The sequence below is a fragment of the Streptomyces sp. NPDC091289 genome (assembly GCF_044757365.1).
In the GTDB taxonomy this organism is placed as follows: domain Bacteria; phylum Actinomycetota; class Actinomycetes; order Streptomycetales; family Streptomycetaceae; genus Streptomyces.
In genome coordinates this window covers 130,126-149,171 of the sequence record NZ_JBIVUT010000013.1, presented here as the reverse complement: position 1 = coordinate 149,171, position 19,046 = coordinate 130,126, and the positions used below count along the sequence as shown (strand labels likewise).

Annotated in this window: 18 protein-coding genes; 11 read left to right on the top strand and 7 right to left on the bottom strand. The window is 71.7% G+C overall.

Annotated features, from left to right (window positions below; genetic code table 11):
- The first annotated feature begins 5 nt into the window (after positions 1-5).
- The 8 genes from ACIQPT_RS19210 (at position 6) to ACIQPT_RS19175 (ending at position 9,784) form a co-directional block, all read left to right on the top strand.
- Positions 6-2,018: a protein meaA gene (locus ACIQPT_RS19210; RefSeq protein WP_401157068.1), complete on the top strand. Its 2,013-nt coding sequence runs from the start codon at positions 6-8 to the stop codon at positions 2,016-2,018.
- Positions 2,015-2,989, top strand: a complete 975-nt coding sequence (locus tag ACIQPT_RS19205; protein WP_401157067.1) for an HpcH/HpaI aldolase/citrate lyase family protein — start codon at positions 2,015-2,017, stop codon at positions 2,987-2,989. The genes ACIQPT_RS19210 and ACIQPT_RS19205 overlap by 4 nt, the downstream gene beginning before the upstream one ends.
- 2 nt (positions 2,990-2,991) lie before the next feature.
- Positions 2,992-3,495 carry a MaoC family dehydratase gene (locus tag ACIQPT_RS19200; RefSeq protein ID WP_010058362.1) on the top strand — a complete coding sequence of 168 codons (504 nt, stop codon included), beginning with the start codon at positions 2,992-2,994 and terminating at the stop codon, positions 3,493-3,495.
- Positions 3,496-3,545: 50 nt separating this feature from the next.
- A complete protein-coding gene (locus ACIQPT_RS19195) occupies positions 3,546-4,751 on the top strand; it encodes an acyl-CoA dehydrogenase family protein (protein ID WP_164620737.1) in 1,206 nt (401 codons plus the stop codon).
- A 180-nt stretch (positions 4,752-4,931) separates the two neighbouring features.
- On the top strand, positions 4,932-5,579 hold the full coding sequence (locus ACIQPT_RS19190) for a phosphatidylserine decarboxylase (RefSeq protein ID WP_030588983.1): 648 nt from the start codon (positions 4,932-4,934) through the stop codon (positions 5,577-5,579).
- On the top strand, positions 5,566-6,429 hold the full coding sequence (gene pssA, locus ACIQPT_RS19185; protein ID WP_401157066.1) for a CDP-diacylglycerol--serine O-phosphatidyltransferase: 864 nt from the start codon (positions 5,566-5,568) through the stop codon (positions 6,427-6,429). Before ACIQPT_RS19190 ends, pssA begins: the two co-directional genes overlap by 14 nt.
- Positions 6,430-6,704: 275 nt before the next feature.
- The gene (locus ACIQPT_RS19180; RefSeq protein WP_401157065.1) at positions 6,705-7,553 is read left to right on the top strand and encodes a hypothetical protein; all 849 of its coding nucleotides are present in this window, start codon (positions 6,705-6,707) and stop codon (positions 7,551-7,553) included.
- Positions 7,554-7,585: 32 nt separating this feature from the next.
- Entirely contained in the window at positions 7,586-9,784 is a 2,199-nt protein-coding gene (locus ACIQPT_RS19175) for a bifunctional serine/threonine-protein kinase/ABC transporter substrate-binding protein (protein ID WP_401157064.1), read from the top strand.
- Positions 9,785-9,836: 52 nt separating this feature from the next.
- Here ACIQPT_RS19175 and ACIQPT_RS19170 read toward each other — a convergent pair whose 3' ends face one another.
- From ACIQPT_RS19170 to ACIQPT_RS19150, 5 genes are read right to left on the bottom strand one after another with little or no spacing between them, the layout of a single operon-like run.
- The gene (locus ACIQPT_RS19170; RefSeq protein WP_401157063.1) at positions 9,837-11,093 is read right to left on the bottom strand and encodes an ABC transporter substrate-binding protein; all 1,257 of its coding nucleotides are present in this window, start codon (positions 11,091-11,093) and stop codon (positions 9,837-9,839) included.
- Complete coding sequence (locus ACIQPT_RS19165) at positions 11,090-12,244, bottom strand: branched-chain amino acid ABC transporter permease (RefSeq protein ID WP_401157062.1); 1,155 nt, start codon at positions 12,242-12,244, stop codon at positions 11,090-11,092. Before ACIQPT_RS19165 ends, ACIQPT_RS19170 begins: the two co-directional genes overlap by 4 nt.
- Entirely contained in the window at positions 12,237-13,127 is an 891-nt protein-coding gene (locus ACIQPT_RS19160) for a branched-chain amino acid ABC transporter permease (protein ID WP_097869724.1), read from the bottom strand. Before ACIQPT_RS19160 ends, ACIQPT_RS19165 begins: the two co-directional genes overlap by 8 nt.
- A complete protein-coding gene (locus tag ACIQPT_RS19155) occupies positions 13,124-13,921 on the bottom strand; it encodes an ABC transporter ATP-binding protein (protein WP_401157061.1) in 798 nt (265 codons plus the stop codon). Before ACIQPT_RS19155 ends, ACIQPT_RS19160 begins: the two co-directional genes overlap by 4 nt.
- A complete protein-coding gene (locus ACIQPT_RS19150; RefSeq protein WP_401157060.1) occupies positions 13,918-14,715 on the bottom strand; it encodes an ABC transporter ATP-binding protein in 798 nt (265 codons plus the stop codon). Before ACIQPT_RS19150 ends, ACIQPT_RS19155 begins: the two co-directional genes overlap by 4 nt.
- 273 nt (positions 14,716-14,988) lie before the next feature.
- On the opposite strand from ACIQPT_RS19150, the gene ACIQPT_RS19145 reads away from it, so the two are divergent.
- Positions 14,989-15,744, top strand: coding sequence for a PucR family transcriptional regulator (locus tag ACIQPT_RS19145; protein WP_401157157.1), 756 nt, complete (start codon positions 14,989-14,991; stop codon positions 15,742-15,744).
- Positions 15,745-15,834: 90 nt separating this feature from the next.
- On the opposite strand, the gene ACIQPT_RS19140 is transcribed toward ACIQPT_RS19145, so the two are convergent.
- Positions 15,835-16,953, bottom strand: a complete 1,119-nt coding sequence (locus ACIQPT_RS19140; RefSeq protein WP_401157059.1) for a glycerate kinase — start codon at positions 16,951-16,953, stop codon at positions 15,835-15,837.
- A gap of 151 nt (positions 16,954-17,104) precedes the next feature.
- On the opposite strand from ACIQPT_RS19140, the gene ACIQPT_RS19135 reads away from it, so the two are divergent.
- Both ACIQPT_RS19135 and ACIQPT_RS19130 read left to right on the top strand, forming a co-directional pair.
- Entirely contained in the window at positions 17,105-17,602 is a 498-nt protein-coding gene (locus ACIQPT_RS19135; protein WP_401157058.1) for an NUDIX domain-containing protein, read from the top strand.
- Positions 17,603-17,724: 122 nt separating this feature from the next.
- On the top strand, positions 17,725-18,453 hold the full coding sequence (locus ACIQPT_RS19130; protein WP_401157057.1) for an SIR2 family NAD-dependent protein deacylase: 729 nt from the start codon (positions 17,725-17,727) through the stop codon (positions 18,451-18,453).
- A 26-nt stretch (positions 18,454-18,479) separates the two neighbouring features.
- Here ACIQPT_RS19130 and ACIQPT_RS19125 read toward each other — a convergent pair whose 3' ends face one another.
- Complete coding sequence (locus ACIQPT_RS19125; protein ID WP_401157056.1) at positions 18,480-18,884, bottom strand: (2Fe-2S) ferredoxin domain-containing protein; 405 nt, start codon at positions 18,882-18,884, stop codon at positions 18,480-18,482.
- Between the last annotated feature and the right edge of the window lie 162 nt (positions 18,885-19,046).

Below are 19,046 nucleotides of genomic sequence, written 5' to 3'. Positions count from 1 at the left end.
CTCCGATGAACGAACGTCAGAAGGACCGGCCCTGGCTCATGCGGACGTACGCCGGTCACTCGACCGCCGAGGCGTCCAACGAGCTGTACCGCCGCAACCTCGCCAAGGGCCAGACGGGTCTCTCGGTCGCCTTCGATCTGCCGACGCAGACCGGATACGACCCGGACCACATTCTCGCCCGCGGCGAGGTGGGCCGCGTCGGTGTTCCCGTCTCGCACCTCGGTGACATGCGGCGGCTGTTCCAGGACATCCCCCTGGAGCAGATGAACACCTCGATGACGATCAACGCGACCGCCATGTGGCTGCTGGCGCTCTACCAGGTGGTCGCGGAGGAGCAGGGGGCCGACCCCGACAAGCTCCAGGGGACGACGCAGAACGACATCGTGAAGGAGTACCTCTCGCGCGGGACGCACGTCTTCCCGCCGGTGCCCTCGCTGCGGCTGACCACCGACATGATCACGTACACGGTCAACCGCATCCCCAAGTGGAACCCGATCAACATCTGCAGCTACCACCTCCAGGAGGCGGGGGCCACCCCGGTCCAGGAGATCGCGTACGCCATGTCGACCGCCATCGCGGTGCTCGACGCGGTCCGCGACTCGGGCCAGGTGCCCGAGGAGAAGTTCGGTGACGTGGTCGCCCGGATCTCGTTCTTCGTGAACGCGGGCGTCCGCTTCATCGAGGAGATGTGCAAGATGCGCGCCTTCGGCCGGATCTGGGACCGCGTCACCCGTGAGCGGTACGGCATCGCCAACGCCAAGCAGCGCCGCTTCCGCTACGGCGTCCAGGTCAACTCCCTCGGGCTGACCGAGGCGCAGCCGGAGAACAACGTCCAGCGCATCGTCCTGGAGATGCTGGCCGTCACCCTCTCCAAGGACGCCCGCGCCCGCGCCGTACAGCTGCCGGCCTGGAACGAGGCGCTGGGCCTGCCCCGGCCCTGGGACCAGCAGTGGTCGCTGCGGATCCAGCAGGTGCTGGCGCACGAGAGCGATCTGCTGGAGTACGAGGACATCTTCGCCGGTTCGCACGTCATCGAGGCCAAGGTGGACTCGCTGGTCGAGGAGTCGCTGGCGGAGATCGACCGTATCCAGCAGATGGGCGGCGCGATGGCGGCCGTCGAGTCCGGCTACCTCAAGTCGGAGCTGGTCTCCTCGCACGCGGCGCGCCGGGCCCGGATCGAGGGCGGCGAGGAGAAGATCGTCGGCGTCAACATCTACGAGACGACCGAGCCCAACCCGCTCACCGCCGACCTCGACGGCGCGATCATGACGGTCGACCCGGAGAACGAGGCACGGGTGGTCGCCGCCCTGCACGAGTGGCGGGACAACCGCGACGAGGCGCGGGCGTCCGAGGCGCTGGCCGCGCTGAAGAAGGCCGCGGCGGGCACCGAGAACATGATGGAGGCCACCGTCGAGTGCGCCCGCGCAGGCGTCACCACCGGCGAGTGGTCCTGGGCGCTGCGGGACGTCTTCGGCGAGTTCCGCGCGCCCACCGGGGTCTCCTCGGCCCCGGTCGCGGTCGCCGCCGAGCCGGGCAGCACGCTCGCCCTGGTCCGCGAGAAGGTCACCCGCACCTCCGCCGACCTGGGCGTGGGGCGGCTGCGCCTGCTGGTCGGCAAGCCGGGCCTGGACGGGCACTCCAACGGCGCCGAGCAGATCGCCGTACGAGCGCGGGACGCCGGGTTCGAAGTGGTCTACCAGGGGATCCGGCTGACCCCCGAGCAGATCACGGACGCGGCGATCGCCGAGGACGTGCACTGCGTGGGGCTGTCCATCCTCTCCGGCTCGCACGCGGAGCTGGTGCCCGACGTGCTGCACCGGCTGCGCGAGGCCGGGGCGCCGGACATCCCGGTGATCGCGGGCGGCATCATCCCGCCGGCCGACGCCGCCGCACTCATCGAAGCCGGTGTGGCCGCCGTCTTCACCCCGAAGGACTTCGGCATCACCGAGATCATCGGCCGTATCGTCGACGAGATCCGGAAAGCGAACAAGCTCGACCCTCTGGAGGTCCCCGCATGACCACGCCCACCCCCTCGGTCAACCGTCTGCGCCCGCGCCGTTCGTGTCTGGCCGTGCCGGGCTCGAACCCGCGCTTCCTGGAGAAGGCCCAGGGCCTCCCGGCCGACCAGGTGTTCCTGGACCTGGAGGACGCCTGCGCGCCGCTCGCCAAGGAGGGCGCGCGCCACCACATCGTGGACGCCCTCAACAACGGTGACTGGAGCGGGAAGACCCGGGTCGTGCGGGTCAACGACTGGACGACGCACTGGACGTACCGGGACGTCATCACGGTCGTCGAGGGCGCGGGCCCGAACCTCGACTGCATCATGCTGCCGAAGGTCCAGGACGCGCAGCAGGTCGTGGCGCTGGACCTGCTGCTGACCCAGATCGAGAAGACGATGGGCTTCGAGGTCGGGAAGATCGGCATCGAGGCGCAGATCGAGAACGCCAAGGGCCTGGTGAACATCGACGACATCGCCGCCGCCTCGCCGCGTCTGGAGACGCTGATCTTCGGCCCGGCCGACTTCATGGCGTCGATCAACATGAAGACCCTGGTCGTCGGCCAGCAGCCGCCCGGCTACCCGGCGGACGCCTACCACTACATCCTGATGCGCATCCTGATGGCGGCCCGTACGCACGACCTCCAGGCGATCGACGGCCCGTTCCTCCAGATCCGTGACGTGGACGCCTACCGCGAGGTGGCCGGCCGCGCCGCCGCCCTCGGCTTCGACGGCAAGTGGGTGCTGCACCCGGGTCAGGTCGACGCGGCCAACGAGGTGTTCTCGCCCTCGCAAGAGGACTACGACCACGCCGAGCTGATCCTCGACGCCTATGACTGGTGCACCTCCGAGGAGGGCGGCAAGAAGGGCTCCGCGATGCTCGGCGACGAGATGATCGACGAGGCCAGCCGCAAGATGGCACTGGTGATCGCGGGCAAGGGCCGCGCCGCCGGAATGCGGCGCACCTCCAAGTTCGAAGCCCCGGAGGCCTGATCATGCAGTTCGGACGCACCTTTGAGGAGTTCGAGGTCGGTGCCGTCTACAAGCACTGGCCCGGAAAGACGGTCACGGAGTACGACGACCACCTCTTCTGCCTGCTGACCATGAATCACCACCCGCTGCACATGGACAGCAATTACGCGGAGAAGACGACCGACTTCGGCAAGAACGTCGTCGTCGGCAACTACATCTATTCGCTGCTGCTCGGCATGTCGGTGCCGGACGTCTCGGGCAAGGCCATCGCCAACCTGGAGGTCGAATCGCTGAAGCACATCGCGCCGACCTTTCACGGCGACACGATCTACGGCGAGACGACCGTGCTGGACAAGACCCCGTCGAAGTCCAAGAACGACCGCGGCATCGTGTACGTGGAGACCAAGGGCTACAAGCAGGACGGCACCGTGGTCTGCGTGTTCCGGCGCAAGGTGATGGTCCCCACCGAGACGTACATCAAGGAGCGCGGCGGGGAGCAGCCCGGCCGCCCGACGCCCGCCAAGTAACTGTGTGAAGCCTTGAAGGCCATCCGCGTGAAGCCACAGGAGAAGCAGCCATGACGCGACTCGCCCAGACCGCCGGTCTGAACGACATCCAGCGGGAAATCCTTGCCACGGTCCGGGATTTCGTCGACAAGGAGATCATTCCGGTCGCGACCCAGCTGGAGCACCGCGACGAGTACCCCACGGAAATCGTCGAGGGGCTCAAGGAACTCGGCCTGTTCGGGCTGATGATCCCCGAGGAGTACGGGGGTCTGGGTGAGTCGCTGCTCACCTACGCGCTGTGCGTGGAGGAGATCGCGCGCGGCTGGATGAGCGTGTCGGGCATCATCAACACGCATTTCATCGTGGCCTACATGCTCAAGCAGCACGGCACCCAGGAGCAGAAGGACACGTTCCTGCCGCGGATGGCGCTCGGCGAGGTCCGGGGCGCGTTCTCGATGTCGGAGCCGGCGCTCGGCTCGGATGTCTCGGCGATCTCGTCGAAGGGCGTCCGGGACGGCGAGGAGTACGTTCTCAACGGCCAGAAGATGTGGCTGACGAACGGCGGAACGTCGAATCTGGTGGCCGTTCTCTGCCGAAGTGACGAAGGCCACCCCGAGGGCACCGCGCCGCACAAGTCGATGACGACCTTCCTCGTCGAGAAGGAACCCGGATTCGGAGAGGTCCGGCCCGGCCTCACCATCCCCGGGAAGATCGACAAGATGGGCTACAAGGGCGTCGACACGACCGAGCTCATCATGGACGACCTGCGCATTCCGGCCAATCGCGTGCTCGGGGGCACGACGGGCCGAGGGTTTTACCAAATGATGGACGGCGTCGAAGTCGGGCGGGTGAATGTCGCCGCGCGTGGTTGCGGTGTCGCGCAGCGTGCATTCGAGCTGGGCGTTTCGTACGCGCAGCAGCGCCACACCTTCGGCAAACCGATCGCCCAGCACCAGGCGATCCAGTTCAAACTGGCCGAAATGGCCACCAAGGTCGAAGCCGCTCATGCGATGATGGTCAATGCGGCACGCAAAAAGGACTCCGGGGAACGAAACGACCTGGAGGCAGGGATGGCGAAGTACCTCGCCTCCGAGTACTGCAAGGAAGTCGTCGAGGACGCCTTCCGTATCCACGGCGGTTACGGCTTCTCCAAGGAGTACGAGATCGAGCGCCTCTACCGCGAGGCTCCGATGCTGCTGATCGGTGAAGGTACCGCCGAGATCCAGAAAATGATCATTGGCCGGCGCCTCTTGGAGGAGTACCGATTCCAGGGCTGATTGTCCCTTTCGAGGTGATTTGGTGGCGAAGAACATCACACCGGGTCATCCTCGGCGGGTGCCTTTCCGCCGTCCGACTCGGCTGCTGGCTTGCCCAGTTGCGCCCGGCAACCGATAGCATCGCCGGAAAGCCGCCGTCCCCCGTTGCCAGCGCGGCATCATCCGCTACGAAGGTCATCCATGCCCGACAGCCCTATCTCTGCACCCCGCGGCGGGGTCCGCATCGCCCGCGGAGCATCGCCGTGGCTCCTGCCGACCGTCGCCACCGCAGCCCTCAGCCTGGCCCGCGCCCGCAAGTCGGGGCGCTGGGCGGCAGTGGCTGTGCCCACCACCGCGCTCGCGGCGGGCATGCTGTGGTTCTTCCGTGACCCCGAGCGCGAGATCACTGACGGCCGGGTCATCTCCCCGGCCGACGGTGTGGTGCAGAGCATCATGCCGTGGAAGGACGGGCGCACCCGCGTCGCGATCTTCATGAGCCCGCTCAACGTCCACGTCAACCGCGCGCCGCTGGCGGGCACCGTGACGTCGGTCGAGCACATTCCCGGCGGGTTCGTTCCGGCGTTCAACAAGGAGAGCGAGAACAACGAGCGCGTTGTCTGGCACTTCGACACCGAGCTCGGCGACATCGAGATGGTGCAGATCGCGGGAGCGGTCGCCCGTCGGATCGTGCCGTACCTCCCCGAGGGCACGAAGGTGGAGCAGGGCGAGCGCATCGGCCTGATCCGCTTCGGCTCGCGCGTGGACATCTACCTCCCGGAGGGTATCGATGTCGCGGTCGAGGTCGGTCAGGCCACCACCGCGGGGGTGACTCGAATTGACCGTGATTGATCCTGATACCAAGGCCGGCTGGGTACCGGAGGCCGACGAGGAGAGCGACACCGACGGCACGGAGGACATGCCGCTGTCGATGAGGCTGTCGATAGCGGACACACTCACGCTCGGTAACGCGACGTGCGGGTTCATGGCGGTGTACTTCACCACCACGGGCATTCTGATCCCGCACCTCACGGGCAGCGACGAGACGGGCATGGCCCGGCACTCGGCCGCCACCGCCGTGATCCTCATGCTGATGGCCGCGATCTTCGACCTGTTCGACGGACTCGTGGCGCGCAAGCTGCGCTCCTCGCCGATGGGCGCCGAGCTGGACAACCTCTCGGACCTGATCAGCTTCGGACTCGCGCCGGCCTACTTCGTGCTCGTGTACGGCATGGTCGCCGACGACGCCCATCAGCGGGTGTCGGCACTGGCGGCGATCGTCGTGTTGCTGGCGGTGGTGCTGAGGCTTGCGAGATTCTCCTGCGTGACCTTGAAGGACGGCATGTTCCAGGGCATGCCGAGCCCCTTCGGAGCGCTGACGGTCGTCTCGATCGTGCTCCTGGAGCTGCCCTTCATCCCGACGCTGCTCGCGATCGTCGGCGTGGCCTGGCTGATGGTGAGCCGGGTGGAGTACCCCAAGCCACGCGGCATTCTCGCGGTGGCGATGCTCGGCTGGATCGTGGCCGCGATGGGGCTGCTCGCCGCGTGGGCGTTCGACGCGCCGGGCGGTCAGCTGCTGCTCCAGACGGGCTGCGCGCTCCAGGTGGTGCTCGGCGCGGTGATCCCGCTGTTCGCCACGGCGCGACGGGTGAACACGTTCCGTGACAACCGGCGCGAGGCACGGGCGGCACAGCTGCCGTAGCGGCGGATATACGAAACAGGGCGAGGGCCCGGATGCTCCCCGGCATCCGGGCCCTCGTGCGTTCTCGGCCCGCTCCACAGGCCGGCTCGGTGCCGCATACCACCGCGCGTGCCGGGCCGCCAGAGGCGAAGCCCTCCCGATGGCTGAGAAGTTTCGGCAGCGAGGTGAGTACCGGGTCCCCGTCGCTCCGCCGCACCCGGCTTCTAGAATCACCTCGCAACCGACGCCCGGCCCCTTCCGGCCAGGGCGCGGCGCGGGGACCAGGGGGGTCCGAGATGAAGCTGATGCTGGTGGGGACACGCGTGGTGGCGGTCGCGGCGGCGGGGGTGCTGTTGGCCGGATGCGGTGGGTCGGGGTCGAAGGGCGGGGACGGGCCGGATCCGAAACGCAGCGGAACGGCGAAGCAGGGCGGCCCCGCGACCGACGGCGAGAAGACCGGGGCGACCGGAAAGCCGGACCCGAAGCAGTCCACGCTGCCGGGGGCGCTGCCCAGCGCCTACGACTTCACCCCGAACCCGGCGCGGGTGCCGAAGAACGCGGCCCAGGCCCGGAAGCTGACGCGTAACGCCGCGCTCGGCGAGGCCGACTGGACGGCCGGGATGGTCCGGCACACTCCGTACGAGAGCGGCGGCAGCTGGACCGTGCTCCCGGACTCCTGCGTCTGGACCCGCTCCGCGCTGCCGTCCGGCGTACTGGACAGCTTCACCCGGCGGCTCGACATCCCGGCGCAGGACGGCAAGGGCCGGGTCCAGGGGGCGGTGACCGTGACCGTGCACCGGAGCGAGGCGGGCGCCGACAAGGAGATCAAGGACACCGTCCAGGAGAGCTTCCGCTGCCCGCAGCAGGAGCTGGGCGGCGGGCAGCGCCTCAGCGGTCTGATGTCGCTCCAGTTCGACCAGAAGGACGTGCGCAACGCGGACGCCTCGCTGTTCGAGGCGGGGAAGTACACCGGCCCCGGCTCGGGCGGGGTCCAGGACTATGTGTGGACCAAGTCCCGGATCGGTCCGGTGACGACGGCCGTGTCGGTCAAGGGCGCGAAGGGCTACCAGAACAGCGACCTGCTGCGGATCGCCGCCGAGGGCGGCGCCAAGGTGCTCTACCGCGTCGAGCTGGAACTGAAGTGACCGCGGGCCCGGACGAAAGGCACTGACCCCTGATGGAACCGCTCCGTTCCGCCGATCCGGCACGGATCGCCGGATACCGCATCCTCGGCCGGCTCGGCGCCGGCGGCATGGGCGTGGTGCTGCTCGGCAGGTCGCCCGGCGGCGCGCTGGTGGCGATCAAGCTGATCCGGGCGGAGTACGCCGACGACACCGCCTTCCGGGCCCGCTTCCGGCGGGAGGTCGCGATCGCCCGGCAGGTCCGCAACCGGTGGGCGGTGCCGGTGGTCGACGCCGACACCGAGGCGCCGGCCCCGTGGCTGGCGACCGAGTTCGTGCCGGGGCCCGCCCTGAGCGAGGCGGTGGGCGGCGGGGGGCCGCTGCCGGAGCGCGGGGTGCGGGCGCTGGGCTCGATGCTCGCGGAGGCGCTGGAGGCCGTCCACGCGGCGGGGCTCGTGCACCGGGACGTGAAGCCCGGCAATGTGCTGCTGGGCCTGGACGGGCCCCGGCTGATCGACTTCGGGATCGCGCGGGCCCTGGACGACACCGTCCTCACGGCGACGGACGTCATCGTCGGCTCCCCCGGCTTCCTCTCGCCCGAGCAGGCGCAGGGGCGGCGGATCGGCCCGGCGAGCGATGTCTTCTCGCTGGGCTGCGTCCTGGTGTACGCGGCCACCGGCGGCCGGCCGTTCGGCACCGGCCCGGTGGAGGCGATGCTGTTCCGCACCGTGCACGACCCGGCGGAGCTCGGCGCGGTGCCGCCCGGGCTGCTCCCGGTCGTCGAGGCATGCCTGTCGAAGGACCCCGAGGACCGTCCGTCGGCGGCGGACATCCGGCAGGCGTTCGCCGAGGACGTGTCCGGCGGCAGCTGGCTGCCCGGTCCGGTCACCCACCTGATCGCGGAGCGCTCGGCGCGGATGCTCGCCCTGCCCGACATCGACGCGACGAGCCTGGACGCCGGCTCGGAGGGCGGGCTCCTCGGCGGCCCGGACACGGGCACCGGGACGGCTTCGGGCACGGGCGCCGGTGGGCGGGACACGACCTCCGTCCCGGCGCCGGTCGGCCGGCGTCGCTTCCTCGCATACGTCGCCGGGGGCACGGCCCTCGCGGCGACGGGCGGCACCGCCGCCTGGCTGGTCTCCTCCGGCGACGACAAGGACCCGGGCGGCGAGGGCGAGAAGGACGGGAAGGGGTCGGCCCGCCCGGAGCTGCGCATCGGGCTCCAGGCCGACCTCAGCGGTCCGTCGGCGGCCGTCGGCAAGGGGCAGGACCGGGCGGCGCGGCTCGCGGTGGCGGAGCACAACGCACGGGGGAACGCGCCGTTCACGCTGCGGCTGACGACGGTCGACGACGGGGGCGACGAGGAGCGGGCGAAGGCGGCGGTGCGCCGGTTCGCCGAGGACCCGCTCCTGGTCGCCGCCATCGGCGCGACCGGCACGGACGCGGCCCGGGAGGCGCTGGTCGCGTACGACGAGGCGGCGCTGCCGCTGCTCAGCGTGGTCGACGGGGACATCCGGCACCTGAACCGGATCTTCCTGTGCGCCCGGCCGCGCAACGACATGCAGATGCTGCCGGTGGCCCAGTTCCTCGGGGCGTACGAGATCGATCAGGTCGCGCTGGTCGACGACGGCACCGAGTACGGCCGGCAGACCACCCGCTTCCTCGACACGGGGCTGCGCGGCAACGGTCGCACCGTGTTCGCGGAGACCGTACGGGAGGGCGCGCGCGACCTGGACGCGGAGGCCGAGCGGATCGCCGCGAAGCAGCCGGGGGCGGTGGTGTACGGGGGCGGCTGGCGGGACGCCGGACGGTTCGCGAAGTCGCTGACCCGGGCCGGGTTCCTGGGGCCGAAGATCGGCACCCAGGCCGTGCACGACCCGCGGTTCCTGGCGGAGGCGGGCGAGGACGCGGCGGGCTGGCTGGTCGTCTCGACGGCCGCGGACCCCGCTTCCGTGCCCTCGGTGCACCCGTTCGCCGCCGCCTACCGCAAGCGCTTCGACGGCGCGCCGCCGCTGTTCGCCGCGGAGGCGTACGACGCGGTCGGGCTGATCGCCGCGTGCGCCGAGGGGCTGGGCCGGGAGAAGGTGAGCCGCCAGGACCTGCTGCCCGCGCTGCGGACGACCTCGTACAAGGGGGTGTCCAAGAGCTACGCCTTCGAGTCCGCCAACGGGATGTACACCGGGACGGGGGTCTTCATCTACCGCGTCGAGCGGGGCCGCTTCCGGTACATCGGGATGGACGGCCGGGAGGTCTGACCGGGCTGCCCCGGTCAGACCCCGTCGGACCCCGTCAGGCCTCCGGGCTGGCTCAGGAACCGGGGGTGAAGGACTCGGCCGCCGCGGCGACCTCGGCCGGCCGGACCACCTTCAGGCCGCCGGAGACCTTGGCGTCCGGCTTCATGATGACGCTCTCCCGGGTGGACGGCGCCTTCGGGTCCGAGAAGTCGTGCGACACCCCGAACTCGGTCCCGTACTCCTTGATCGTGAGCAGCGCCTTGTCGATGCCCTCGCGGGTGAGGTCCTTGTCGTCGCACGCCTTCGACAGCGCCTCGCCGAACACGGAGGCCGATGTGTAACCGGCGACGACGCCGTTGTCGAGGACGTCCTTCGGGTACTGGGCGGCGTACTCCTTGGCGAGCTTGGCGGGGCCGTCGCCCGGGTCGCCGATGGGCAGCGTGGAGGAGGCGACGTAGTAGTCCTTGAGCAGGGCGGGGCCCGCCTGGGTCTTCAACAGCTGCGGGGCGAACGCCGAGTTGTTGCCGACGACCGGGACGTTGAAGCCGGTGGCCGCCGCGACGCCGACGAGCGAGGCCGCCTGGCGCGGGCCCGCGCTGACGATCACGGCCTTGACCCCGGCCTGCTTGAGGGCGGCGACCTGGGCCGTCATGTCGTTGTCGGTCGGCTTGATCTTCTGCTCGACGACGGTGAGGCCGGCCTCCTTCGCCGCGTGCTTCGAGCCGACGAGCGCGTTCTCGCCGTAGTCGCCCTCGAAGTAGACGTGACCGATCTTGTCGCCCTTCGTGATGCGCTTCTCGGCGAGGAGGTAGTCGATCAGGTTGATCGTCTCGACGTCGTACGTGGCGCCGATGACCCGGATGTACGGGGAGCCCAGCAGGTTCGCCGACCAGGCCTGCGGCAGGACGAGGCCCTTGTCCTGGCCGTCGATGCGCTGCTCGACGGCGGCGACGAACGGGGAGCCGATGAACTGGGCGAAGCCCGCCACCTTCGGCTCCAGCTCGGTGTACGCGGCGATCGCCTTCTGCGGGTCGTATCCGTGGTCGCGGACCGTCAGTTCGATCTTCCGGTCGCAGATGCCGCCCGCGTCGTTGGTCTGCTTGACCCACAGCTGCTGCGCCTGGGTGACGCTCTTGCCGAGCGAGGCGTAGACGCCGGTCATGTCGGTCAGCACGCCGAGGGAGATCGTCGAGGAGGAGACCCCGGGGCCGGTCTTGATGCCGCCCTCGCTCTCCTTGGTCTCCTTTCCGTCGGTCGCCTTGCCGCTGCACCCGACGAGGGTGACGGCGAGGGTCGCGACCACGGCCGTGAGCACTCTCAGTTTGTTCATGACTTCTCCCCTGAATTCTTCGGAGCCTTCGGCTTCTTCGTACGGGCGAGGCCGAGGCGGGCGAGGCCGCCGGGCAGGAACAGGACCACCGCGACCACCGCGGCGCCGTACAGATAGCGGGACGCCTCACCGGGTGCCAGACCGCCCGTACCGGGGGCGGAGACCAGCGGCAGGGAGTCGCTGTAGTGCGTGAACACCTGCGGGAGCAGGGAGACGAACGCCGCGCCGATCACGGCGCCCGCGACGCTGCCGAGCCCGCCGATGACGATCATGGCGAGGTATTCGAGGGACAGGATCATGCCGAAGTACTCGGGCACGGTCCGCTGGAAGACCAGGGCGAGCAGGACGCCCGCGAGGCCCGCGTACATCGAGGACAGGACGAAGACGCCGGCCCGGTAGCGGGCCACCGGCACGCCCATCACCCCGGCGGCGATCCGGTGGTCGCGGATGGCGTTCATGGCCCGTCCGGGCCGGCCGCGCAGCACGCCCCGGGCGAACAGGGCGCTCAGCAGGAGCGCGGCCAGGCCCGCGTACCAGAGCTTCTCCGAGGAGCCGAACGGCACGGCGGCGACGACGAGTTCGCTGTCGTCGAAGGTGAAGCCGAACAGCGACAGCGGCGGGACGGCCCGGCCGTTGTAACCGCCGGTCAGCGAGCCCGCGTTGAACAGGACGTGCTGCCCGATGAAGATCAGCGCGAGCGTCGCGATGCCGAGGTACGCGCCGCGCAGCCGGCCGGCGATGGGGCTGAAGAGCCCGCCCGCCGCTCCGGCGAGCAGCACGGCGAGGATCGCGGCCAGCCAGGTGGGCAGTCCGAGTCCGGTCAGCGTGTGCCCGTTCTCCGTGCTGCTCTCCCCCGCCAGGACGCAGTAGCCGTACGCGCCGACGGCGAGGAAGAAGGCGTGGCCCATGGAGAGCTGCCCGGTGGCGCCGGTGAGCATGTTCAGCCCGATGGCGCCGATCGCGGCCGCCATCGCGAACAGTCCGGCCTGGAGCCAGAAGCGGTCCAGGTAGAAGGGGAGGACGAGGAGCAGGAGGGAGCCGGCGAGGACGGCGTACGTACGGGGCCGGCGCAGCCGGTCGGTGAGGCTGTCCGCGCGGCCGCCGCGTGCGGCGGGGGCTTCGGGGGCGGCTTCGGCGGTGGTGTCAGACACGGGCCAGCTCCTTCGTGCCGAAGAGTCCCGCGGGCCGGATGAGCAGGACCGCCACCATCACCAGGTAGGGCGCCAGATCGCCGATGCCCCGGCCGAGGAAGGAGAGGTCGCTCTGGTAGCCGGTGGCGAGCGACTCGGTGACGCCGACGATGAGTCCGCCGGCGAGCGCCCCGGTGGTGGAGTCGAGGCCGCCGAGGATCGCGGCGGGGAACGCCTTGAGCGCGGCGAGCGAGGTGGCGCGCTCCAGGCCCGGGGTCGGGAACACGGTGAGGAAGAGGGCGGCGACGGCGGCGAGGGCTCCGGCGACCGCCCAGGCGGCCAGCGACACCCGTCCCAGCTTGATGCCCATGAGCGCCGCCGTCTGCGGGTTCTCGGCGGCGGCCCGCATCGACACGCCCCACGAGGTGTAGCGGAAGGCGAGCAGGAACACCGTGATCAGCAGCCCGGCGGCGAGGAACGCGGCGATCCGGGTCTGGGCGAGGGTGATGCCCCCGATGTGGACGACCTCGTTGCCCCAGGGGTCTCCGAGGGCGAGCACGTCCGTGCCCATCCGGCGGGTGAGTTCGGTGATCAGGAGGATGTCGACGCCGATGGTGACGATGGCCAGGACGCTGTGGTCGCTGCCCCGGTAGCGGCGCATCACGAAGAACTCGATGGCCGCCCCGACGGATGCCGCGCCCGCGATCCCGACGAGCAGCGCGGGCCAGAACCCGATGTCGTCGTGGAGCACGGCGGTGACGTAGCCGCCCGCCAACAGCAGGGACGCGTGGGCGAAGTTGACCACCTCGGTGGCCTTGAAGATGACGACGAACCCGAGCGCGATGAGTGCGTACACCGAGCCGATCGACAGGCCGCCGAGGAGGAGTTCGACGAACGTGGTCATTGAGGTGCTCCCAAGTAGGCCTGGACGACGGCCGGGTCGTTCTGGACCTCGGCGGGAGTGCCCCCGGCGATCCGTCGTCCGAAGTCGAGTACGGTCACCGCGTCCGCGAGCCGCATCACCACGCCCATGTCGTGCTCGACCAGCACGATGGAGATGCCGAGGCTGTCGCGTACGTCGGCCACGACGGCGGCGGTACGGCGGCGCTCGTCCGCCGTCATCCCGGCGATCGGCTCGTCCAGCAGCAGGACCTTCGGCTCCATGCACAGGGCGCGGCCGAGTTCGACGAGCTTCTGCTGCCCGTACGGCAGCGATCCCGCCGGGCGCTCCAGCTCCTTGTCCAGGCCGATGAACGCGGCGATCTCGTGGACCCGGTCGCGGTGGCGTCGTTCCTCGCGGGCGGCGGAGGGCAGCCGCAGGCCGGTGGCGACGAACCCGGAGCGGGTCAGCCGGTGGCGGCCGAGCAGGAGGCTGTCGGCGACGGTCGCGTGCGGGGGCAGCGCCAGGTTCTGGAAGGTGCGTGCGACCCCGAGGTCCGCGATGGCGTGCGGCGGGAGTCCGGTGAGTTCGGTGTCGCCGAGGCGGACGTGTCCGGAGGTGGCGCGGTAGACGCCGGACAGCACGTTGAAGCAGGTGGACTTGCCCGCGCCGTTGGGCCCGATGACGGCGTGCACACTGCCGGGTTCGACGGTGAAGGAGACGCCGTCCAGGGCGGTGAGCCCGGAGAAGCGGACGGTGACGTCCTCGACGGCGAGGGCGTCCGTGGTGTGCGCGGCGGCCGTTGCGGTGGTGGTCACGCCGACCACCTGCTCAGGGTGCGGCGGGTCCGGGCGGCCGGGTCGGTGTCCGCGGCCGCGTCCTCGTCGACGACGCCGAGGTAGCGGCGGCGCACCTCGTCGGAGGCGGCGAGTTCGTCGGCGGGCCCGGACAGGGCGACCTCGCCGACGTCGAGGACGTACGCCGTGGAGGCGAGCCGCAGGGCGATGGCCGCGTTCTGCTCGACGAGCATGACGGAGGTGCCGGTCGCGTTGATCTCCTGGACGGTCTCGGCGATCCTGGCCGCCATCAGCGGGGCGAGGCCGAGCGAGGGCTCGTCGAGCAGGAGCAGCCGGGGCCCCGCCATCAGGGCGCGGCCCATCGCCAGCATCTGCTGCTCGCCGCCGGACAGCAGTCCGGCGCGCTGGTGCGCGCGGTCGGCGAGCACCGGGAACAGCTCGTGCACCCGGGCCAGGGCGGCGCTCGTCTCCTTGCGCCCGCCGCGTGCCCCGAGGGCGCCCGCCCGCAGGTTGTCGGCCACCGTCATCCGGGCGAAGACCTGCCGGCCCTCCGGTACCTGGACCACTCCGGCGGCCACCACCTGGGCGGGCCGCAGCCCTTCCAGGGGGCGGCCGTCGAACCGGATGGTGCCGGTGCCCGTCCCGCGGTGGAAGCCGAGGGTCCGCGACACGGCCCGCAGCAGCGTGGTCTTGCCCGCGCCGTTGCCGCCGAGTACGGCGGTGATCCCGCCGTCCGGCACATCGACGGAGATGTCGCGCAGTGCCCGGACCGGGCCGTAGCCGACGGACAGCCCGCGGATCTCTAGCGTTGCCATGCGTCCTCCTCCTTCCGCCTTGTCGTGTCGTACTGGTCTGTCGTGCTGGTCTGGAGTGCTCATCTGCCGTGCTGGGTCGGTGGGGGTGGTGCCACAGACCAGCACCGGGCGGGACGCGCGTCCACGGCGCGGGACCGACTCGATGCGGGCGACCAGCGAACGAAGGGCCTCGTTGTGCACGTGCACAGACGCGGTGACGGGCGGGCGCCCGCCCGTACGGCCGGTGGCATCCTCATCGGTCATCAGGTGCCGGACCCGGGGACGGAGCGGCGGATGCGGTGTGGGACGCGGTACGGGGCGCTGCTCGGCCCGCTGCTGGCGGGCGGGGACCTGCCGGACCTGGTGGAGCGCGCGGCGCACGGCCTGGGGCTGCCGGAGCGGGGGCGTTACGCGGTGGTGGTGCTGGGCGCGCCCGTGCCGGCGGCCGCGGTGGCGGAGGACCCCGACGTGGAGGTCCTGGACGCGGACGGGACGCGCTGGTGCTGGTGCGGCTCCGGGGACGAGGGCCGGGACGGGGCGGGCGGGGACGTCGCGGTGGTGCTGCTGGGTGCGGCGGGCCCGGCCGGGGCGGTGGCACGGCTCGGGGAGCGTGGGGCGGGCCCGGGGGGCATGAGCCCGGTGGTGGGCTCGCTGGCGGAGCTGGGCGCGGCACGGCGGCTCGCGGGCACGGCGCTGCTGACGTGTGCGCCCGGCGCCCGGGAGGTCGTACGGCTCGACGAACGGCTGCCGGCGGCCCTGCTGGTGAGCCGGCCGGAACTGTCCGCCCGGCTCCTCGCGGAGGTGTTCGGTCCGCTGCTGGCGCTGGTTCCGGCGGAGCGTGCGGTGCTGGTGGGGACGCTGGAGGCGTGGCTGGAGTGCGGGGGTTCGGTGGGGCGGGCCGCGGTACGGCTGCGGTGCCACCGCAACACGGTGTTCAACCGGCTGCGGCGGCTGGAGCGGCTGACCGCGCGCTCGCTGTCACGGCCGCGCGAGCTGGTCGACCTGGTGCTGGCGCTGGACGTGCTGAGGCTGTCGTCCGGCCCGGCGTGAGGTGCGCGGGCGCGGGGCCACGACGTGCCGGAGGGGCCCGGTGTCTGTCCCCGGGCCCCTCCCGCCGTTCACTCCGTACGGCGCTCCGCGTCAGCTCCGCAGGAAGTCCCGGGCGATCGACTCCGCCGCCCGCTCCAGCAGCGGCCCGGCCTGGGCCATGGACACGGCCGGGTCCGGTTCCAGCTCGGCCAGGGCGTAGGCGCGGCGGATGCCCGCCTTCTCCAGGGCCTCCGGGGGCAGGGCGAGCCGGCCGCAGACCGCGACGACCTCGATCCCGGCCGCGCGGGCGGCGGCGGCGACCCCGGCCGGGGCCTTGCCGTGCAGCGTCTGCTCGTCCAGCGAGCCCTCGCCCGTGATGACCAGGGTGGCCCGGGCGAGCGCCGGGGCGAAGCCGAGCACGTCGAGCATGACCTCGATGCCGGGGCGGAAGCGGGCGCCGAGGGCGACGAGCGCCCCGTAGCCGATGCCTCCGGCCGCGCCCGCGCCGGGCAGGGCCGCCGTCTCCGGCCCCAGGACCGAGGCGAAGTGCGTCAGGGCCGCGTCGAGGACCGCGATGTCCTCCTCGCTCGCGCCCTTCTGCCGGCCGTACACCTCGGGGGCGCCCTTGGGCCCCGTCAGCGGGTTGTCCACGTCGCTGGCCAGGACCAGGTCGACGTCCGCCAGGCGCGGGTCGAGCCCGGTCAGATCGGCCTCGGCCAGCTCGGCGAGGGGGCCGCCGCCGGGGCCGACGGGCTTGCCGTCCGCGTCCAGGAAGCGGGCTCCGAGCGCGGCGAGCATGCCCGCGCCGCCGTCCGTCGTGGCACTTCCGCCGACCCCGAAGACGATCGTCGTGGCCCCCGCCTCCAGGGCGGCCAGCAGCAGTTCGCCCGAGCCGTACGTGGTGGCCGTGAGCGGGGCGAACACCCCGTCGGGCAGGAGCTGGAGGCCCGAGGCCTCGGCCATCTCCACCACGGCGGTGGACCCGCGCAGCGCGTACGCCGCCGTCACCGGGTCCCCGAGGGGCCCGGTCACCCGCGCCTCCCGGCGCTCGAATCCGGCGGCCACCGCCGCCGCGACCGTGCCGTCGCCGCCGTCCGCGACCGGCAGGGTCTCCACCCGTACGCCGGGGACGACGCGCCGCAGCCCGGCCGTCACCCGCTCCGCGACCTGTACGGCCGTGAGCGAGCCCTTGAACTTGTCCGCCGCGACGAGCACGCGGGCGGTCTCCATTGCTGCTCCGTCCGTCACCTTGCATCCCTTGCTTTCGAACAGGCAGTCGCGCCGCCCCGACCCTATCCGCAGGACCCCTGATCTGCCCATGACCGTCCACGGCCGTGCGGTCCGGCCCGTGGGCCGCACGGTCCCCACTACGCTGTCGGCCGTGACGACTCCCGATCCCGGCTACGCCGCGTACATCGCCGGACTCCCCCGGGTCCTGGCCGGTGCCGCCTCGCTCTTCCGTGACGTGGACGGGCGGGTCCTGCTCGTCGAGCCGAACTACCGAGAGGGCTGGGCGCTGCCCGGCGGGACCGTCGAGTCGGAGGCGGGCGAGGGCCCCCGGCAGGGCGCCCGGCGCGAGACGGCGGAGGAGATCGGCCTCGACGTGGCTCCGGGACGGCTGCTCGCCGTGGACTGGGTGCGGGGCGCCGGCCGGCCGCCGATCGTGGCGTACGTGTACGACGGCGGTGTGCTCACCGCCGATCGGCTGGCGGCGATCCGGCTCCAGGAGGAGGAGCTGCTCTCCTGGCGGCTGGTGGCACCCGCCGATCTGGACGGCTTCCTGCTGGGCGCGCTCCGCCACCGGGTTCGGGCGGCGCTGGCGGCCCTGGCGTCCGGCGGCGGTGCGGTGGAGCTGGAGGACGGCGAGCCGGTCGCGTAGGGGCAGGGCGGGAAGATCCGCGGGCGGGTCGGCCCTGCTGGGCGTCGGGCTTGACCTGCGCGGACCTTATACCGGCGAATTGTGCTCGCGCGCCGGGTTTTCGCTTCTCTAGGCTCGTCCCCATGACTCTCGTCGCGATCCTCAGCGGTGCCGGCATCTCCACCGACTCCGGCATCCCCGACTACCGGGGGCCCAACGGGGTGTGGCGCACGGATCCGGAGGCCGAGAAGCTCGTCACGTACGACTTCTACCTGGCCGATCCGGCCATCCGCCGCCGCTCGTGGCTGATGCGCCGCGATGCCGACCTCCTGAAGGCCGAGCCGAACGCCGCCCACCGGGCGGTCGCGGAGCTGGAGCGGTCCGGCGTACCGGTCCGGGTGATCACGCAGAACATCGACGGGCTGCACCAGCGGGCCGGTCTGCCCGACCGCAAGGTCCTCGAACTCCACGGCACCGCGCACCGGGTGGTCTGCACGCGCTGCCACGCCCGTTCCTCGATGGCCTCGGCCCTGGAGCGGGTCGAGGCGGGCGAGGCCGATCCGGCGTGCACGGGCTGCGGCGGGATCCTGAAGTCGGCGACGGTGATGTTCGGCGAGCGGCTGGACCCACGGGTGCTGGCCGATGCGATGGCGATCGCCAAGGCGTGCGAGGTGTTCGTGGCGGTCGGTACGACGCTTCAGGTGCAGCCCGCCGCTTCGCTGGCCGGGATCGCGGCCGAGCACGGGGCCCGGCTGGTCGTGGTGAACGCGGAGCCGACCCCGTACGACGAACTCGCCGACGAGATCGTCCGGGAGCCGATCGGCGTCTCGCTGCCGAAGCTGCTGGCGGGGCTGAGCGGCCAGGACGCCTGACCGGGCCCGGTGGGGGGATGCCGGCCTCAGCCGTCCAGGCCCGCCGAGACCCGGCGCGAGGGCTTGAAGACGTACAGGTCGAGGATGTCCGGGGCGTCCGCGAGGCCCGGGCCGCCCGCCGCCGCCCAGGTCACGATGTCCTGCTCGGCGTGCTCGTCGTTGACCAGGCCCAGCCAGACCGGCCGGCCCCCGGCGCGGCGGCCCTCGGCGGAGGGCTGCACGACGATGACGTTGCCCTGCTCGCAGGCGTCCAGGCACTCGACCGCCCGTACGGTGGCGGCGCCCTCCAGGCCGGAGCGCAGCCGGGCCAGCTGGGCCGCGTGGTCGACGCCCGGGATCTTCTCGGTGCCGCAGCAGCAGCCCCGGCAGACGCTGACGGTGGGCCGGGGCACGCCCTGGGCGGGTACGTCCTTGCGGGGGCGGCGGCTCATGGGGGCACTTCCCGTCGCGGTGGGTGATGTGGAGTGGGACCACCGGTGGCACGGGTGATCATCACGACTCTACCGACGCGCTCACGGTTCGAACACCAGCGCCCCCGGCCGGCCGGGTGGGGTAGTGTTGACGGCTGCGAAGGGGAGTAGCCCCGCAAACCG

Excerpts from the sequence above, each read along its gene's own strand:
- ACIQPT_RS19140 (WP_401157059.1), bottom strand. The coding sequence starts at position 16,953 with ATGGAGACCGCCCGCGTGCTCGTCGCGGCGGACAAGTTCAAGGGCTCG.
- ACIQPT_RS19180 (WP_401157065.1), top strand. The coding sequence starts at position 6,705 with ATGAAGCTGATGCTGGTGGGGACACGCGTGGTGGCGGTCGCGGCGGCG.
- ACIQPT_RS19145 (WP_401157157.1), top strand. The coding sequence starts at position 14,989 with ATGCGGTGTGGGACGCGGTACGGGGCGCTGCTCGGCCCGCTGCTGGCG.
- ACIQPT_RS19130 (WP_401157057.1), top strand. The coding sequence starts at position 17,725 with ATGACTCTCGTCGCGATCCTCAGCGGTGCCGGCATCTCCACCGACTCC.
- ACIQPT_RS19175 (WP_401157064.1), top strand. The coding sequence starts at position 7,586 with ATGGAACCGCTCCGTTCCGCCGATCCGGCACGGATCGCCGGATACCGC.
- ACIQPT_RS19170 (WP_401157063.1), bottom strand. The coding sequence starts at position 11,093 with ATGAACAAACTGAGAGTGCTCACGGCCGTGGTCGCGACCCTCGCCGTC.
- ACIQPT_RS19125 (WP_401157056.1), bottom strand. The coding sequence starts at position 18,884 with ATGAGCCGCCGCCCCCGCAAGGACGTACCCGCCCAGGGCGTGCCCCGG.
- ACIQPT_RS19210 (WP_401157068.1), top strand. The coding sequence starts at position 6 with ATGAACGAACGTCAGAAGGACCGGCCCTGGCTCATGCGGACGTACGCC.
- ACIQPT_RS19150 (WP_401157060.1), bottom strand. The coding sequence starts at position 14,715 with ATGGCAACGCTAGAGATCCGCGGGCTGTCCGTCGGCTACGGCCCGGTC.
- ACIQPT_RS19160 (WP_097869724.1), bottom strand. The coding sequence starts at position 13,127 with ATGACCACGTTCGTCGAACTCCTCCTCGGCGGCCTGTCGATCGGCTCG.
- ACIQPT_RS19195 (WP_164620737.1), top strand. The coding sequence starts at position 3,546 with ATGACGCGACTCGCCCAGACCGCCGGTCTGAACGACATCCAGCGGGAA.
- ACIQPT_RS19205 (WP_401157067.1), top strand. The coding sequence starts at position 2,015 with ATGACCACGCCCACCCCCTCGGTCAACCGTCTGCGCCCGCGCCGTTCG.
- ACIQPT_RS19200 (WP_010058362.1), top strand. The coding sequence starts at position 2,992 with ATGCAGTTCGGACGCACCTTTGAGGAGTTCGAGGTCGGTGCCGTCTAC.
- ACIQPT_RS19190 (WP_030588983.1), top strand. The coding sequence starts at position 4,932 with ATGCCCGACAGCCCTATCTCTGCACCCCGCGGCGGGGTCCGCATCGCC.